13 protein-coding genes and 1 pseudogene are annotated in these 16,620 nt (G+C 73.0%); 7 read left to right on the top strand and 7 right to left on the bottom strand.

Features of this window, described 5'->3' with window-relative positions; translation table 11 throughout:
* The first annotated feature begins 42 nt into the window (after window positions 1-42).
* The 3 genes from AC6I72_RS05185 (at window position 43) to AC6I72_RS05175 (ending at window position 4,653) form a co-directional block, all read left to right on the top strand.
* A complete protein-coding gene (locus AC6I72_RS05185) occupies window positions 43-1,518 on the top strand; it encodes a cellulose binding domain-containing protein (RefSeq protein ID WP_497999682.1) in 1,476 nt (491 codons plus the stop codon).
* A 186-nt stretch (window positions 1,519-1,704) separates the two neighbouring features.
* Window positions 1,705-3,438 carry a glycoside hydrolase family 6 protein gene (locus AC6I72_RS05180; protein ID WP_497999681.1) on the top strand — a complete coding sequence of 578 codons (1,734 nt, stop codon included), beginning with the start codon at window positions 1,705-1,707 and terminating at the stop codon, window positions 3,436-3,438.
* Window positions 3,439-3,675: 237 nt separating this feature from the next.
* Window positions 3,676-4,653, top strand: a complete 978-nt coding sequence (locus tag AC6I72_RS05175) for a methyltransferase (RefSeq protein WP_497999680.1) — start codon at window positions 3,676-3,678, stop codon at window positions 4,651-4,653.
* A gap of 24 nt (window positions 4,654-4,677) precedes the next feature.
* Here the strand turns inward: AC6I72_RS05175 and AC6I72_RS05170 are convergent, their stop codons facing one another.
* From AC6I72_RS05170 to AC6I72_RS05155, 4 genes are all read right to left on the bottom strand, one after another.
* Window positions 4,678-5,382, bottom strand: a complete 705-nt coding sequence (locus AC6I72_RS05170; protein WP_497999679.1) for a glycoside hydrolase family 75 protein — start codon at window positions 5,380-5,382, stop codon at window positions 4,678-4,680.
* A 202-nt stretch (window positions 5,383-5,584) separates the two neighbouring features.
* Window positions 5,585-6,421: an aldo/keto reductase gene (locus AC6I72_RS05165; RefSeq protein ID WP_497999678.1), complete on the bottom strand. Its 837-nt coding sequence runs from the start codon at window positions 6,419-6,421 to the stop codon at window positions 5,585-5,587.
* A gap of 101 nt (window positions 6,422-6,522) precedes the next feature.
* Window positions 6,523-8,349, bottom strand: a complete 1,827-nt coding sequence (locus tag AC6I72_RS05160) for an AMP-dependent synthetase/ligase (protein WP_497999677.1) — start codon at window positions 8,347-8,349, stop codon at window positions 6,523-6,525.
* Between the two features lie 420 nt (window positions 8,350-8,769).
* On the bottom strand, window positions 8,770-9,633 hold the full coding sequence (locus AC6I72_RS05155) for a LysR substrate-binding domain-containing protein (RefSeq protein ID WP_497999676.1): 864 nt from the start codon (window positions 9,631-9,633) through the stop codon (window positions 8,770-8,772).
* A gap of 243 nt (window positions 9,634-9,876) precedes the next feature.
* Between AC6I72_RS05155 and AC6I72_RS05150 the strand changes: the two genes are divergently transcribed.
* The gene (locus AC6I72_RS05150) at window positions 9,877-11,022 is read left to right on the top strand and encodes a bile acid:sodium symporter family protein (protein WP_497999675.1); all 1,146 of its coding nucleotides are present in this window, start codon (window positions 9,877-9,879) and stop codon (window positions 11,020-11,022) included.
* A gap of 250 nt (window positions 11,023-11,272) precedes the next feature.
* Here AC6I72_RS05150 and AC6I72_RS05145 read toward each other — a convergent pair whose 3' ends face one another.
* Complete coding sequence (locus tag AC6I72_RS05145) at window positions 11,273-12,190, bottom strand: quinone oxidoreductase family protein (RefSeq protein WP_497999674.1); 918 nt, start codon at window positions 12,188-12,190, stop codon at window positions 11,273-11,275.
* Window positions 12,191-12,317: 127 nt separating this feature from the next.
* Between AC6I72_RS05145 and AC6I72_RS05140 the strand changes: the two genes are divergently transcribed.
* Entirely contained in the window at window positions 12,318-12,761 is a 444-nt protein-coding gene (locus AC6I72_RS05140) for a MarR family winged helix-turn-helix transcriptional regulator (protein WP_497999673.1), read from the top strand.
* 391 nt (window positions 12,762-13,152) lie between these two features.
* Here the strand turns inward: AC6I72_RS05140 and fdhD are convergent, their stop codons facing one another.
* On the bottom strand, window positions 13,153-14,001 hold the full coding sequence (gene fdhD, locus AC6I72_RS05135; protein ID WP_497999672.1) for a formate dehydrogenase accessory sulfurtransferase FdhD: 849 nt from the start codon (window positions 13,999-14,001) through the stop codon (window positions 13,153-13,155).
* An 8-nt stretch (window positions 14,002-14,009) separates the two neighbouring features.
* Window positions 14,010-14,292: pseudogene (locus AC6I72_RS05130) on the bottom strand (2Fe-2S iron-sulfur cluster-binding protein); the annotation flags it as partial.
* A gap of 194 nt (window positions 14,293-14,486) precedes the next feature.
* On the opposite strand from AC6I72_RS05130, the gene AC6I72_RS05125 reads away from it, so the two are divergent.
* On the top strand, window positions 14,487-15,434 hold the full coding sequence (locus tag AC6I72_RS05125) for a beta-ketoacyl-ACP synthase III (RefSeq protein WP_037858266.1): 948 nt from the start codon (window positions 14,487-14,489) through the stop codon (window positions 15,432-15,434).
* A gap of 327 nt (window positions 15,435-15,761) precedes the next feature.
* Window positions 15,762-16,436, top strand: a complete 675-nt coding sequence (locus AC6I72_RS05120) for a GntR family transcriptional regulator (RefSeq protein WP_497999671.1) — start codon at window positions 15,762-15,764, stop codon at window positions 16,434-16,436.
* Window positions 16,437-16,620 lie beyond the last annotated feature (184 nt).

The following is a 16,620-nucleotide window of genomic DNA, read 5'->3' as shown; positions in this document are numbered from 1 at the left end:
GGCGCGTCCGCCATGACGCGCCCGGTCTGCAAGGAGTCGCTCATGCGACACCCCCCGCGTTCAGTGTTCTTAGCCGCCGCCGGAGCGGTCGCGCTCGCCGCGAGCGTGGTCGTCCCGGTGGCCTCGGCGCAGGGCGCCGCCCCCGCGTGCACGGTGGAGTACTCCGTCACCGGCCAGTGGGGCACCGGCTTCCAGGGCGCCGTCATCCTCACCGACAACCGTGCGCCGCTGACCGGCTGGCGTCTGACCTTCGACCTCGCCGACGGCCAGGAGGTCACCGGCGGCTGGAACGCGAAGTGGTCCCAGTCCGGCACGGAGGTGACCGCGCGGAACGAGAGCTGGAACGGCTCGCTCGGCACCGGCGCGAGCGTCGCTGCCGGCTTCCTCGCCACCTCGCCGGGGAGCGGCCCCGCACCGGCCACGTTCCGGCTCAACGGGGTCGTCTGCAACGTCGACCCGGATCCGACCGGCCCGCCGACGGACCCCCCGCCGGCCGGTGACGGCCGGGCACCCGCCCTGCACGTGAGCGGCAACCGGCTCGTCACCGCCGACGGCACCCCGCGCCGGCTGCTCGGCGTCAACCGCTCCGGCGGCGAGTTCATGTGCGTCCAGGGCCGTGGCATCTTCGACGGCCCCGTCGACGACGCCGCCGTCGGGGCGATCGCCGGCTGGAGGGCGAACGCCGTCCGCATCCCCCTCAACGAGGAGTGCTGGCTGGGACTTTCCAACGTGGACCCCGCGTACGCGGGCGAGCGGTACATCGACGCGGTCAAGCAGCTGGTGGCCCGTGTCGAGGCGCACGGCATGACCCCGGTCGTCGAACTGCACTGGACCGAGGGCCAGTACACCGGGAACTCGGCGGGCTGCTCCGACGTGCACGCCACCTGCCAGAAACCGATGCCCGACGCCCGGTACAGCCCGTCGTTCTGGTCGTCGGTCGCCGGCGCCTTCAAGGACGACCAGGCCGTCGCCTTCGACCTGTTCAACGAGCCCTACCCGGACCGCGCCACCTCCAGCGCCGCCGACGCCTGGACGTGCTGGCGCGACGGCGGCACCTGCCCGGGCATCGGCTACGAGGTGGCCGGCATGCAGGACCTGGTCGACGCCGTACGCGGCACCGGGGCGAAGAACGTGATCCTGGCCGGCGGGCTCGCCTACTCCAACGACCTGAGCCAGTGGCTGACCCACCGGCCCGAGGACCCGGCGGGCAATCTGGCCGCCGCCTACCACGTCTACAACTTCAACACCTGTGCCAGTGAGAGCTGCTGGGACTCCACGCTCACCCCCGTCGCGGCCCAGGTGCCGCTGGTGGCGGGCGAGATCGGCGAGAACACCTGCTCCCACGGGTTCGTGGACCGGGTCATGAAGTGGTTCGACGACCACGGCCTGTCCTACCTCGGCTGGACCTGGAACACCTGGGACTGTTCCTCCGGCCCGTCCCTGATCAGCGACTACGGCGGTACGCCCACGGCGTACGGCACCGGGCTGCGCGACCACCTGCGCGCCCTCGCCCCCTGACTCCCTTCCCGCACGTCAGGCACAACGGCACCACCGGCACAACGGCACCACCGGAACATCGGCAACACGGGCACAACGGCACCACCGGAACATCGGCAACACGGGCACAACGGCACAGCAGCACCACCGGCACATCAGGCATCCCAGCAGGTCAGTCCTTCCCTTCTACCGGAGGATTCCCCACTCATGAGCCGCAGCAGAACAGCGATGCTCGCCGCCCTGACCCTCGTCGCCGGGGGCACGGGCATGGCGCTCACCGCCGCACCCGCCAGCGCCGGCGCGGCCGCCGCACCCTGCACCGTCGACTACCAGGTGCAGAACCAGTGGAGCTCCGGCTTCACGGCCGCCGTCACCGTCACCAACAACGGCCCCGCCAAGTCGGCCTGGACCCTGAAGTGGTCCTACGCGGGCGACCAGAAGGTCACCAGCGGCTGGAACGCGAAGATCACCCAGAGCGGCGCCGCCGTCACCGCCGCCAACGAGAGCTACAACGGCACCCTCGCCACCGGATCCAGCGCGGCCTTCGGGTTCCAGGGCACCTACAGCGGCACCAACGCCGTCCCGGCCACCTTCACCCTCGACGGCGTGACCTGCAACGTCGACGGCGGCACCACCGACCCGGGCGGCGGCACGACGGACCCGGGCGGCGGCACCACCGACCCGGGCGGCCGGGCCGCCAACCCGTACGACGGCGCCAAGGTCTACGTGAACCCCGAGTGGTCCGCGCACGCCGCCGCCGAACCGGGCGGCAGCCGCATCGCGAACCAGCCCACCGCCGTCTGGCTCGACCGCATCGCCGCCATCGAGGGCGTCAACGGCGGCATGGGTCTGCGCGCCCACCTCGACGAGGCCCTCAAGCAGAAGGGCTCCGGCGAACTCGTCGTCCAGCTGGTCGTCTACGACCTGCCCGGACGCGACTGCGCGGCCCTCGCCTCCAACGGCGAACTCGGCCCCACCGACCTCGACAAGTACAAGACCCAGTACATCGACCCCATCGCGTCGATCCTGTCCGACCCCAAGTACGCGGGCCTGCGCATCGCCACGGTCATCGAGCCCGACTCGCTGCCCAACCTGGTCACCAACGCCGGCGGCACCAACACCACCACCGACGCCTGCGTGACCATGAAGTCCAACGGCAACTACGAGAAGGGCGTCGGCTACGCCCTGGACAAGCTCGGCGCCGTCCCGAACGTCTACAACTACATCGACGCCGGCCACCACGGCTGGCTGGGCTGGGACTCCAACCTCGGCCCGTCCGTCACGGAGTTCCTGAAGACCGCGACGAGCAACGGCGCGAGCGTCCACGACGTGGCCGGGTTCATCGTCAACACGGCCAACTACAGCCCCACCAAGGAGCCGTACTTCAAGGTCACCGACAACGTCAACGGGCAGACGGTGCGCCAGTCCAAGTGGGTGGACTGGAACCAGTACGTGGACGAGCAGTCGTTCGCGCAGGCGCTGCGGGACAAGCTCGTGGCGGCAGGCTTCGACTCCGGTCTCGGCATGCTGATCGACACCTCCCGCAACGGCTGGGGCGGCTCCGCGCGGCCCGCCGGCGCCGGACCGCTGACCTCGGTGGACGCCTACGTCGACGGCGGCCGCATCGACCGCCGCATCCACGTGGGCAACTGGTGCAACCAGAGCGGTGCGGGCCTCGGTGAACGGCCGACCGCCTCCCCGGCCGCCGGGATCGACGCCTACGTGTGGGTCAAGCCGCCGGGTGAGTCGGACGGGGCCAGCTCCGCCGTCTCCAACGACGAGGGCAAGGGCTTCGACCGGATGTGCGACCCGACGTACGGGGGCAACGCGCGCAACGGCAACAACCCCTCGGGCGCGCTGCCGAACGCGCCGCTGGCCGGGCACTGGTTCTCCGCCCAGTTCCAGCAGCTGATGCAGAACGCCTATCCGCCGCTGTCGTGACGGGCGCGGCATAGGTGTTCCGCCGGGGCCCGGTCCGGGCGAGGTGCGGCCGTTTCGCCCGGCCGCGCCTTCCGGGCCGGGCCCCGGTCCCTTTCGAGGCGCCGGGGTCCCAGGCGGTGCCTCCCCACGCCGAACAGGGAATTCCGTAAGGTCTTCTTTGCTGTCCCGGCAAGGGAACTGGCCTCTGTGCGGTGCGGCGGCGCACGCTGGCCGCACCGAGACGAGAGGCTGATCACCATGGCGCAGGAGCACCAGGGCCACCAGGGTCCGCACCGGCACGACCCCCAGGGCGCCCACGCGCCCGGCGGACACGAGGACCACCGCCACGGCGACCACGCGTCCGGCGGACACCAGGGCCACCACCACGGCCACGCGGACCTGGACTGGGCCGTGATGGCCCCGCTGCTGGAGTCGCAGGCGGAACTCTTCACCCCGCTGTACCGGCAGGCGATGACCTGGCTGGCCCGGGAGGCGGCCGGCCCCGGTCTGATCGTGGACGCGGGCAGCGGTCCGGGCGTCGTCTCCTGCCTGTTCGCCGAGACCTTCCCGGACGCCCGGGTGGTGGCGGTGGACGGCTCCGCTCCGCTGCTGGAGCGGGCCGCCGCCCGTGCCGCCCGGCTCGGCGTCGCCGACCGCTTCACCACGGTCACCGGCGAACTGCCCGGCGCCCTCTCCGAGCTGGACTACCCGGCCGACCTCCTGTGGGCCAGCAACAGCCTGCACCACCTCGGCGACCAGCGCGCCGCCCTCGCCGCGTTCGCCGAGCGGCTGGCGCCCGGCGGCACCCTCGCGCTGCTGGAGGGCGGTCTGCCCGCCCGTTACCTGCCCCGGGACATCGGCCTGGGCCGCCCCGGGCTGCACGCCCGCCTGGACGCGGTCGAGGCGGAGTGGTTCACGCGGATGCGCGAGGACCTGCCGGACTCCGTGGCGGAGACCGAGGACTGGCCGCGACTGCTGGCCTCGGCGGGTCTCAGGCCCACCGGCACCCGCAGCTTCCTGCTGGACCTGCCCGCCCCGCTCTCCGGACCGGCCCGCGCCTATGTCGCCGCCACCCTCGGCCGGCTGCGCGAAGGGCCGGCGGACGGACTCGACGCGGAGGACCGGGCCACCCTCGACCGGCTGCTGGACCCCGAGGACGAGGCGAGCGTGCACCGCAGGAAGGACGTCTTCGTGCTGAAGGCGCACACCGTGTACACGGCCGTCCGTACCGGCTGACCCGCCCGCCCCGTCCCGCGCGGGTCAGTTCGCGGCGAGGAACTGCCTGGCGAGCTTGTCGCCGAGGGTGACGGCCGCGCTGTGGCTCTCGATGGGGGACGCCTTCGCGTCCTTGAACAGGATGTACGTCACCCCGGAGTCCGCCCCGCCGGTCTCCGGGTCGGGGTCGATACCGAGGGCCTTGGCGGTGGCGTACGACGCCTCGCCGATGATCTTGTCCGGTCCGGTGTCGCCGACGACGGCGTACTCGACCTTGTTGCCGTAGACGACGGCGACCACACCGCCGCCCTTGATGCCGGAGTCGGCGTAGTTCCAGATGCCGCTGGAGCTGGGGACCACGACGTAGGGCAGCGACTCGGCCTTGAGCGGCTTGCCGTCGGACTGGTGGAACCTCGTGTCGTCCTGGTACCAGGGGTCGCGGTCCTCGTTGCAGTTGGCGGTGCGCTGTCCGTCGCAGTCGATGTCCATGTCGGCCTTCCAGAACACCGCGCCGTTCTTGCCGCACACGGGGACGGTGGCCGAGGTCTCCTCGTCGGTCCGGTACTTGCCGTTGGAGATCTGCTGGCAGGACTTCACCTTGGCGAGCAGGTCGGCCGCGCTGACCGAGCCCTCCTGGGCGGAGCGGGGCGCGGCGGTGCCGGTCGCGCCGGAGGCGTGGGCGGGGAGCACGCCCGCGGCGAGCAGGGCGGCTCCGGAGGCGGCGGCGAGGGCCAGTGTTCGTGTGCGCACGGTGGGGGGAACCCTTCTGTTAGGAAACTTTCCTGACCGGGTGCGATACAAGGTGGCCCCTTGGCCATGTGCGCGTCAAGACTGCGGTGCCGGGATCTTCCCGGTCTCCAGGACACCCGCCGGAAAGGCCGGTACCCCGCCCCCGCCGGGCAGGCGGGGGCGGGGCACCCGGTGCGGCGGGCCCGCCGGACGGGCCCCCGGCTCAGACCACGTCGAACGTGGCCGGGTCCGGGCCCAGCCGCCGGTCCTCGTTCAGCGCGCTGATCGCCGCGAGGTCCTCGTCGTCCAGGGTGAAGTCGAAGACCTGGATGTTCTCCTGGATCCGGGACGGCGTCACGGACTTCGGGATGACGATGTTGCCGAGCTGGAGGTGCCAGCGCAGCACGACCTGGGCCGGGGTGCGTCCGTGCTTCTGCGCGATCGCCACGATCGCCGGGACCTCCAGCAGGCCCTTGCCCTGGCCCAGCGGCGACCAGGCCTCGGTGGCGATGCCCTGCTCCGCGTGGAACTCGCGGGCGGCGCGCTGCTGCAGGTGCGGGTGCAGCTCGATCTGGTTGACCGCCGGGACCACGGACGTCTCGGCGGTCAGCTGCCGCAGGTGCTCGGGCAGGAAGTTGGACGTGCCGATCGCCCGGACCCGGCCGTCGGCGAGCAGCTTCTCGAACGCCTTGTACGTGTCGACGTACGTGCCGCGGGCCGGCAGCGGCCAGTGGATCAGGTACAGGTCGACGTAGTCCAGGCCGAGCTTGGCCAGGGACGCGTCGAAGGCGCGCAGGGTGCTGTCGTACCCCTGGTCGCCGTTCCAGAGCTTGGTGGTGACGAAGACGTCCTCGCGCGGGAGGCCGGAGGCGGCGATGGCCTTGCCCGTGCCCTCCTCGTTGCCGTAGATCGCCGCTGTGTCGATGCTGCGGTACCCGGCCTCCAGGGCGGTGGTGACCGCGCGCTCGGCCTCGTCGTCCGGCACCTGCCAGACGCCGAAGCCCAGCTGGGGCATCTCGACATCGTTGTTGAGGATGATCGTGGGGACCTGGCTGCTCACGAGCTGTTGATCCTTCGGTTGTCGTCGAAGTGGTACTCCTATGGTCAACGATCACGGGCGTCGGCGCATTCCTGCCCCCTCCGTCCGGCCGTCCCGCAGCTCTAAGCCCGGTACAGCGCCTCGACCTCGGCCGCGTACGCGTTCTCGATCGCCTTGCGCTTCAGCTTCAGGGACGGCGTCAGCAGGCCGTGCTCCTCGGTGAAGGGCTGGGCGAGGATGCGGAAGGTGCGGATGGACTCCGCCTGGGACACCAGCGTGTTCGCGGCGACCACCGCGCGCCGCACCTCGGTCTCCAGATCCGGGTCGTGCACCAGCTCGGCCGGTGTCGGCTTCGGCTTGTTCCGCATCTTCAGCCAGTGCTCGACGGCCTCGTGGTCGAGGGTGACCAGGGCGGCGATGTAGGGACGGTCGTTGCCGACGACGATGCACTGCGAGACCAGCGGATGGTCGCGCACCCGCTCCTCCAGCACGCCCGGCGCCACGCTCTTGCCGCCGGAGGTCACCAGGATCTCCTTCTTGCGCCCGGTGATGGTGAGGTAGCCGTCCTCGTCGAGGGCGCCGAGGTCACCGGTGGCCAGCCAGCCGTCGTGCAGCGTCTGGTCGGTGGCCTTCGGGTTGTTCAGATAGCCCTGGAAGACGTTGCCGCCGCGCAGCCAGACCTCGCCGTCGTCGGCGATGTGCACGGTGACCCCGGGGATCGGCTGCCCCACGGTGCCGTAACGGGTGCGCTCGGGAGGGTTGGCGGTGGCGGCTGCCGTCGACTCGGTCAGGCCGTAGCCCTCGTAGATCTGCACGCCCGCGCCCGCGAAGAACAGCCCCAGCCGCCGGTCCATGCCCGAGCCGCCGGACATGGCGTTGCGGATCCGGCCGCCCATCGCCGCGCGCACCTTGGAGTACACCAGCTTGTCGAAGAGCTGGTGCTGCATCCGCAGCGCGGCCGACGGGCCGGGGCCGACGCCCCACGCCTTCGCCTCGATGGCGTCCGCGTACTTCACGGCGATGTCCACGGCCTTCTCGAAGGGGCCCTCGCGGCCCTCGGCCTCGGCCTTGCGCCGGGCCGCGTTGAACACCTTCTCGAAGATGTACGGCACCGCGAGGATGAACGTCGGCCGGAACGCCTGGAGGTCCGGCAGCAGCGCGGCGGCGTGCAGTTGCGGCTGGTGGCCGAAGCGGACCCGGCCGCGGATCGCGGCCACCTCCACCATGCGGCCGAAGACGTGTGCGAGCGGCAGGAACAGCAGCGTGGCCGCCTCGTCCCCCCGGCGGGAGCGGAACACCGGCTGCCACCGGTCGATGACCGTGTCCGCCTCGGTCATGAAGTTGCCGTGGGTCAGGACACAGCCCTTGGGGCGGCCGGTGGTGCCGGAGGTGTAGATCACCGTGGCGACCGACTCCGGTGTCACCGCCTCGCGGTGCCGGTGCACCACGTCGTCCTCGATGTGCGCGCCCGCGTCGTACAGCTCCTGCACGGCCCCCGAGTCGAGCTGCCACAGCCGGCCCAGGCGCGGCAGCCGGTCGATGACGGTGGCGATCGTCATGGCGTGGTCCTCGTGCTCGACGATCGCCGCCGACACCTCGGCGTCGTAGAGCATCCAGAAGCACTGCTCGGCCGAGGAGGTGGGGTAGACCGGCACCACCTGGGCGCCGATGGTCCACAGCGCGAAGTCGAAGAGGGTCCACTCGTAGCGGGTGCGGGACATGATGGCGACCCGGTCGCCGAAGCGGATGCCCTGGGCGAGCAGGCCCTTGGCGAGGGCGAGCACCTCGTCGCGGAACTCGGCGGCGGTCACCTCGCGCCACTCGCCGCTGCCGTCCTTGCGGCCGAGCGCGATGCGCCCCGGGTCGTCCTGGGCATGCTGGAACACGGCGTCGGCCAGGCCGCCCACCGGCGGTGCCGACGTCGACGGAGGGCTGGTGAACTCGCGCAAACCCCGCTCCCGCTCTCAGTCCGGCTCGGTCCGGTTGGCCTCCGGTGCGCTGGTGACGCTCCGCACAGGCCGTGAAAGCTACCCCACGGGGCCACGGGCCGGGAGGGGGGCCAAAAGCGAGGGCTGCTCACGTCGGCCCAGGTCAGCGTCGGAAAATACGCGCACATGGGGAAGGGTCGGACAGAATTCCTTACGGTTCAGTAAGTTTCGGTGCCGGTATCTCCACCGAATCTGTACGACCCCCGACGGCGGCCGGGGGCGGCCGGGACCCGGCGGGGCACCTGCGCGGCATCCGTCCTGCGCCCGCCCCGCCGCCACCCGCCGCCTGCTGCGGTGCCGGGGCGGCCGCCCGTCCCCGGCACCGCAGGAGCCGTCCCGGTGCCGACGGCCACCGGCCCGGCCCGCGGCGGGCGGGCCTGGTCAGCGGCGGTGCAGGTGCTCGCCGCCCGCCAGGATCGCCTCGGCCAGGGCGTCGGCCGCGTGCTGGGCGGAGGGGCGGTGGCGGCCGTGGACCAGGACGAAGTCGACCCCGCCCAGTTCCGGCAGCCCGGCCCGCTCCGGGACGCGGACCAGGCCGGGCGGGATCAGCCCGCGCGAGTGGGCCATCACGCCGAGCCCCGCACGGGCGGCGGCGATCAGCCCGTTGAGACTCCCGCTGGTGCACGCGACGCGCCACGGGCGTCCCTGCCGTTCCAGGGCCTCGAAGGCGAGCGCCCGGGTGATGCCCGGCGGCGGATAGACGATGAGCGGCACCGGCCGGTCCGGGTCCAGCCGCAGCCGCTCCGCGCCGATCCACACCAGACGGTCCTGCCACACCGGTTCCCCCCGCGGGTCCTGGGGGCGCCGCTTGGCCAGCACCAGATCCAGTTTCCCGGCGGCCAGTTGCTCGTGCAGAGTGCCCGACAGCTCCACGGTCAGCTCCAGGTCGACCTCGGGATGCCCGTAGCGGAAACCCTCCAGGATCTCCGGCAGCCGGGTCAGCACGAAGTCCTCCGACGCGCCGAAACGGAGCCGGCCGCGCACCCGGGTGCCGGTGAAGAACGCCGTCGCCTGCTCGTGCACCTCCAGGATCCGGCGGGCGAAGCCCAGCATGGCCTCACCGTCCTCGGTCAGTTCGACCGAGTGCGTGTCGCGGGTGAACAGCAGCCGTCCGGTGGCGTCCTCCAGCCGTCGCACGTGCTGGCTGACGGTCGACTGGCGCAGCCCGAGCCGCCGGGCCGCCTGGGTGAAGCTGAGCGTCTGCGAGACGGCCAGGAAGGTGCGCAGGTGAGCGGGGTCGTACACGGGGCCCAGGCTAGCGCCTGGTCATCACGGGACGTGATGACAGTGAGAGCGGTATGACGGATTCCCGATCGCCGGGGGGTGGAGGACGATGGAGCGGGGAGCCGGCGGTTCCCCGCCCCCGCCGTCGCACGCGCCACGGACGAGTGGACGGGCAAGAAGAACGATCAAGACAACTGATCAAGACCAGTGATCAAGACGACTGATCAAGACGACTGATCAAGACGGACGAGCAAGTGGAGCACCGTGAAACGCCTGCGCTGGCCGAGCTGGATGCCGATCGACCCGTACATCGTGCTGCTGCTGGCGACGGTGGGCCTGGCCGCGCTGCTGCCGGCCCGCGGCGGGGCCGCCCACGTGGCCTCCGGCGCCTCCACCGCCGCCATCGCCTTCCTGTTCTTCCTCTACGGCGCCCGCCTCTCCACCCGTGAGGCGCTGGACGGGCTCAAGCACTGGCGGCTCCACGTCACCGTCCTGGCCTGCACCTTCGTGGTCTTCCCGCTGCTGGGCACGGCCGCCCGCGGACTGGTCCCGGTCCTGCTCGACCAGCCGCTCTACCAGGGACTGCTGTTCCTCACCCTCGTGCCCTCTACCATCCAGTCGTCGATCGCCTTCACCTCCATCGCCCGGGGCAACGTGCCCGCCGCGATCTGCGCGGGTTCCTTCTCCTCGCTGGTCGGGATCGTCCTCACCCCGCTGCTCGCCGCGGCGCTGCTCGGCAGCAGCGGCGGCGGCTTCTCGGCGCACTCGCTGGTCACCATCGTGCTGCAACTGCTCGTGCCGTTCGTCGCGGGGCAACTGCTGCGGCCGTGGATCGGGGGCTTCGTGGCCCGGCACAAGAAGGTGCTCGGACTCGTCGACCGCGGCTCGATCCTGCTCGTCGTCTACACCGCGTTCAGCGAGGGCATGGTGCGCGGCATCTGGCACCAGGTCAGCCCGCTGCGCCTGGGTGGCCTGCTCGTCGTGGAGGCCGTGCTGCTCGCCGTGATGCTCGCCCTGACCTGGTACGGCGCCAAGGCGCTGGGCTTCGGGCGGCAGGACCGGATCGCGATCCAGTTCGCCGGTTCCAAGAAGTCCCTCGCCTCCGGCCTGCCCATGGCGAGCGTCCTGTTCGGCGTCCATGCCTCGCTGGCCGTGCTGCCGCTGATGCTCTTCCACCAGATGCAGCTCATGGTGTGCGCGGTGATCGCCAAGCGGAGGTCGCACGACCCGGAGGGGGACGCTCCGGAGGGGGACGCCCGGCCGGCGGACACCGGCGAGGCGGAGGTTCCGGCGGGGAACACCGGTGAGGAGGACGCCGTGGAAGGGCGGGAAGGCGCGGCCCCCGCGGGTGTGCCCGCGGCGTCACCGACCCGGGCCGGCACGGCCGCCACGGCGTCCCGCCCTCGGTGAGGCCGCCACGGTGTCCCGCCGTCGGTGAGGCTGCCACGGCGTCCCGCCGTCGGTGAGGCTGCCACGGCGTCCCGCCGTCGGTGAGGCCGTGAGGCTGCCACGGCGTCCTGCCCTCGGTGAGGCCGGCGCGGCGTCCGCCCTCGGTGAGGCCGGCGCTGCGACGCGGTCACGGTGAGGCCGACACGGTGCCCCGCCCCCTCGGGTGCGTCCGGCGCGGCGATGCCGTCCCGGTGACCGCCGCGGGCTCCGTTCAGGGCCGCAGCACCACCTTGCCGAGGTTGCGGTGCCCCTCGATCGCCTCGTGCGCCCGCGCCGCGTCCTGGAGCGCGAACTCCGCGTGCACGGCGAGCCGCACCAGCCCCTGTTCGAACAGCCGCCACAGCTCCAGCCGCCGGCCCTCGTACAGCTCGGGCTGTTCGCGGGCGATGCGGGCCATCTGGAAACCGGTCACCGACCTGGCGCCGACGAGCAGGTCGTACGCCCGGATCGTCCCGCCGCCCGAGCTGTAGGCCACCAGCCGTCCGCCCGGGGCGAGCGCGGCGACCGCCGGGGGCAGGAGGTCTCCGCCGACCGCGTCGAGGACGCAGTCGACCGGGTCGCCCCAGTCGTCGTCGCCGTAGTGGACGACCTCGTCGGCCCCCAGGCGGCGGACGAAGTCCGCCTTGGCCGGGTCGGACACCGCCCCCACGACCCGGGCCGCGCCCCGCACCCGGGCGAGCTGGACCGCGAGGTGCCCCACGCCGCCGGCCGCCGCCGTCACGAGCACCGACTCGCCCCGCTCCAGCCGTGCGGCGTCCAGGGCGCCGAGGGCGACGAGGCCGCTGCGGACCAGGGCGACCGCCTCGGTGAAGGAGGCGCCGCCGGGCACGGGGGAGGCCATGGCCTCCTGCAGCAGGGCGAAGTCGGCGTAACCGTGCCCGAAGCAGAGTCCGGTGACGCGGTCGCCGGGCCGGAAACGGGTGACGGCCGCGCCGACGGCCGTCACCTCACCGGCGACCTCCCCGCCCAGCGGGATCGGCTCGGCGGCCTCGGTGACCTTGCGGACGACGGGCAGGGTGACCCCGACGGCCGCACAGCGCACGAGGACTTCGCCGGGACCCGGCTCGGGCACGGGCACCTCTTCGACGAAGAGGGGGCCACCGGTCGATTCGTACCGCACGCGGCGCATCGCACCTCCACAGGCAGGAAGGACGGGAGGGGCGGGGTCCGCCGCGCTCACCGAAGATTCATTGGGAGTCCCAACGGTAAGCTCCGTTCATTGGGAAGTCCAACGGTTTTTTCGCTAGGCTGCCGCCATGCCCGACGCCGAAGCACCCCTCGCCGAGATCCGTTCCCTGCCCAGCTGGCTCCTCGGCCGGGCCGCCGCGCGAGGGAGGGGGCTGGTCGCCGAGGCGCTCGCCGCGGAGGGGCTGAAGATGTGGCACCACGTGGTGCTCTCCGCGGTCCGCGACCTCGGTCCCGTCGCCCAGGCCGACCTCGGGCGCGGTGTGGGGCTCGACCCCAAGGACCTGGTCGGCGTCCTCAACGACCTCCAGGCCGCCGGTCACGTCCTGCGCGAGCCCGACCCCGCCGACCGGCGCAAGAACGCGGTCTCCCTCACCGCCCAGGGCGCCCGGCTGCTGGCACGCTGCGAGCTGGCGGCCCGCGAGGCCAACGCGACGCTGCTCGCACCGCTGTCGCCGGAGGAACGCGACGTCTTCATGGACCTGCTGGTCCGGGTGTCGGGCACCAGGGAGTGACGACCGCGCGGACACCCGGCGTCCACGACGCTCGTCCCCGGTGACCGCGGGATGCACGCCCGGGCGCGACCGTGGTGAGCACGTCAGAAGTGACGTGATGGGCGCCGCGGAGCGAAGCGGCGCGCACGCCGGGGCGCAGGCGCAGGGGCGGCACGCCGGGCGCACACCGACGGGGCCGATAGGCCGGGTGCGCGCCGGCGCCTACGCCTGGCTGCGGGCGATGGGCCGGTACGTCGGGACGCGGGCGGCGGCGCGTCCGCCGGGACGCAGGGGTGGAACGGCGCGGCGGGGCCCCGCGGGGCAGGGGGCGCTCCCCGTCGGCCGGGGCCTCGTCGCCGTGTCGCGGGAGGAGTCCGTCGCCGGGCGGCCCAGGGCCGCCCCGGACCACCGGTCAGCCCTGGGCCGCCGGGGTCCGCAGGGCGATGCGCTCCTCGCCCGCGTACACGTTCATGGAGGCGCCCCGCAGGAAGCCCACCAGGGTCAGTCCGGTCTCCGCGGCCAGGTCCACGGCCAGCGAGGACGGTGCTGAGACCGCCGCCAGGACCGGGATGCCCGCCATCACGGCCTTCTGTGCCAGTTCGAAGGAGGCCCGGCCGGACACCAGCAGGATCGTGCGGGACAGCGGCAGGTCGCCGTTCTGCAGGGCGCGGCCGATGAGCTTGTCGACCGCGTTGTGCCGGCCCACGTCCTCCCGTATGTCCAGCAGCTCACCGTCCTCGGAGAACAGGGCCGCCGCGTGCAGGCCGCCGGTCCGGTCGAAGACCCGCTGGGCCGCGCGCAGCCGGTCGGGCAGGCTCGTGAGCAGGCCGGGTGTGACGCGCACCGGGGGCTCGTCGGCGATCGGCCAGCGGGCCGTCGTACGGACCGCGTCCAGGCTGGCCTTGCCGCACAGGCCGCAGGAGGAGGTGGTGTAGACGTTGCGTTCGAGGGTGATGTCGGGCAGGACGACGTCCGGCGCCGTCCTCACGTCCACCACGTTGTACGTGTTGGCCCCGTCCGCGGTCGCGCCGGCGCAGTACACGATGTTCACCAGGTCCGACGCCGCGCCCAGCACGCCCTCGCTGACCAGGAAGCCCGCGGCCAGCGCGAAGTCGTCGCCCGGGGTGCGCATGGTGATGGCGAGCTGCCTGCCGTTGAGCCGGATCTCCAGGGGCTCCTCGGCCACCAGCGTGTCCGGGCGGGCGGAGACGGCCCCGTCCCGGATGCGGAGCACCTTGCGTCGTTCCGTGACTCGTCCCATTGTCCTGATCAGCCCCGGTTCTGTACGTGCTGGTGGCCGAAGCGGCCCTTGATGCGGAGGTTGCCGTGGGTCACCGGGCCGTCGTGCGGCGAGGTGACCTCGACGATCTCATTGTCCTGCACGTGGAGCGTGAGGTTGCAGCCCAGTGCGCAGTACGCGCACACCGTGGCCGTCTCCGTCTGCCCGGACTCCGTCCCAGGTACCCGCCGCCCGCAGGCCGAACTCCGGCCGGAACGACAGCGTGCCCGTGGGGCACACCTCGACGCGGTCGCCGCAGTGCACGCACGCGGTGCCGGGCCGAACCGGCCCGGTCGTGCCGCGTAGGCCCGAGAGCGGCTCCGCGCGTGCACGTCCGCGCGGAACCAGGTCTGACGGAAGGCGACAAGGCCGGCGGGTGTTTCCTGTGGCTTCGCCTGCCGTCCTACCCGTGGGTCACTGATCAGACTGGTGAACCCGCAACCCAAGGCAACGAGGGGGACCCTCCCATGAACGGCTCGCGCATCGCCGCCGTCGGCCACTACCAGCCCGCCAAGGTGCTCACCAACGAGGACCTGGCCGCCCTGGTCGACACCAGCGACGCATGGATCACCAGCCGCGTGGGCATCCGCACCCGGCACATCGCCGGGCCCGACGAGCCGGTCGACGAACTCGCCGCGCACGCCGCGGCGAAGGCGCTCGCGGCCGCCGGGCGCACGCCGGCCGACATCGACCTGGTCCTGGTCGCCACCTCCACGGCCGTGGACCGTTCCCCCAACACCGCCGCCCGCGTCGCGGCCCGCCTCGGCGTCCCGAGCCCCGCCGCGATGGACGTCAACGTCGTGTGCGCCGGCTTCACCCACGCGCTGGCCACCGCGGACCACACCGTGCGCGCGGGGGCCGCGACCCGCGCCCTGGTCATCGGCGCCGACAAGATGTCCGACGTCACCGACTGGAGCGACCGCACCACCTGCGTCCTCGTCGGCGACGGGGCCGGGGCCGCCGTGGTCGAGGCCTGCGCGCCGGGCGAGAGCGCGGGAATCGGGCCGGTGCTGTGGGGTTCCGTGCCCGAGATGGGACACGCGGTACGGATCGAGGGCACGCCCCCGCGGTTCGCCCAGGAGGGACAGAGCGTCTACCGGTGGGCCACCACCCGCCTGCCGCCGCTCGCCCGGCAGACCTGCGAGCGGGCGGGCATCGCACCCGAGGACCTCGCCGCCGTCGTCCTGCACCAGGCGAACCTGCGGATCATCGAACCGCTCGCCGACCGGCTCGGCGCGGCCGGCGCGGTCGTCGCCCGCGACGTCTGCGAGTCCGGCAACACCTCGGCCGCCAGCATTCCGCTGGCCCTGTCCAAACTGATCGAGCGGGGCGAGGTGCGGACCGGTGACCCGGTGCTCCTGTTCGGCTTCGGCGGCAACCTCTCCTACGCGGGGCAGGTCGTGCGCTGCCCGTGAGGCGCGGGGCCGGCCGGGAGGGAGGATCACCGGCCGGCCCGGCGGGCCCGGAGCATCGGCGGCGGCCCGGGAAACCCGGGCGAACGGGGCGGCCCGGGCGACCTGGGCGGCGGGGACGGGTGCTCGGGCCGGATGCGGCGCGTCTTCGTGCGTCTCCCTACGTCTTCGCGTGTCTTCGCCGGGTCTGCGGGCGCGTGTGCGCCGTAGACTGTAGACGAAAGACAATCCACACGGGACCGCGATGATCCGCTGCGCCGGATCGCCGCACCGGTGGCGGTGTCCCGCCTCCGTCCGCTGTGCAGGGGCCGCCGAGGAGGGACCGCGAAGTTGTCGACCGGACTGCCGCAGGGAGCCGTGCCCCGGCTCGAACGCCCCGGACCGCTGCGCGACCGCGTCTACGAGGCGCTGCTTGAACTCATCACCACCCGCGCGCTCCAGCCGGGCCAGCACCTGGTCGAGAGCGAACTCGCCGGCCACCTCGGTGTCTCCCGGCAGCCGGTGCGCGAGGCGCTGCAACGGCTGAACACCGAGGGGTGGGTCGATCTGCGGCCCGCCCAGGGCGCATTCGTGCACGAGCCCACCGAGGAGGAAGCCGACCAGCTCCTCACCGTCCGTACGCTGCTGGAGGCCGAGGCGGCCCGGCTGGCCGCGGTGCACGCGGACGACGCCGGTGTCGCGGCCCTCCGGGAGCTGTGCGCGCAGGGCGAGCAGGCCGTCGCCGACGACGACGTGGACACCGCCGTCGCCCTCAACGCCCGTTTCCACGCCCGCCTCATGGACCTGGCGGGCAACGTCGTCCTCGCCGAGCTGGCCGCGCAGGTGGACCGCCGGGTGCGCTGGTACTACACGCCGGTGGCCCGGCAGCGCGGCGGCCAGTCGTGGGTCGGGCACCGCGACCTCATCGACGCGATCGCCCGCCACGACGAGCAGCGCGCCGCCCGCCTGATGCGCGAACACACCGAACACACCCGCCGGTCGTACCACGAACACACGGAGTCCTGAGCACCCGAGGTACGCCACGGCCCCGGCGCGCGGAGTCCTGAGCCCGCGGTACGCGACGGCCCCGGCGTGCGGTGTCCTGCGCCCCGCGGTCCCTGCCGGCCTCGGCGTGCGGAGCGGCGCGTCCCGCGGTCCGTGCCGACCGGCCACCCTTGGTCCCATTACGGCCCTCGCGGGCGCGTCGGCT

The sequence above is a fragment of the Streptomyces sp. Xyl84 genome (assembly GCF_059731885.1).
Note: the sequence above shows the minus strand (reverse complement) of the source record. Positions and strands in the feature narration are given on the sequence as shown.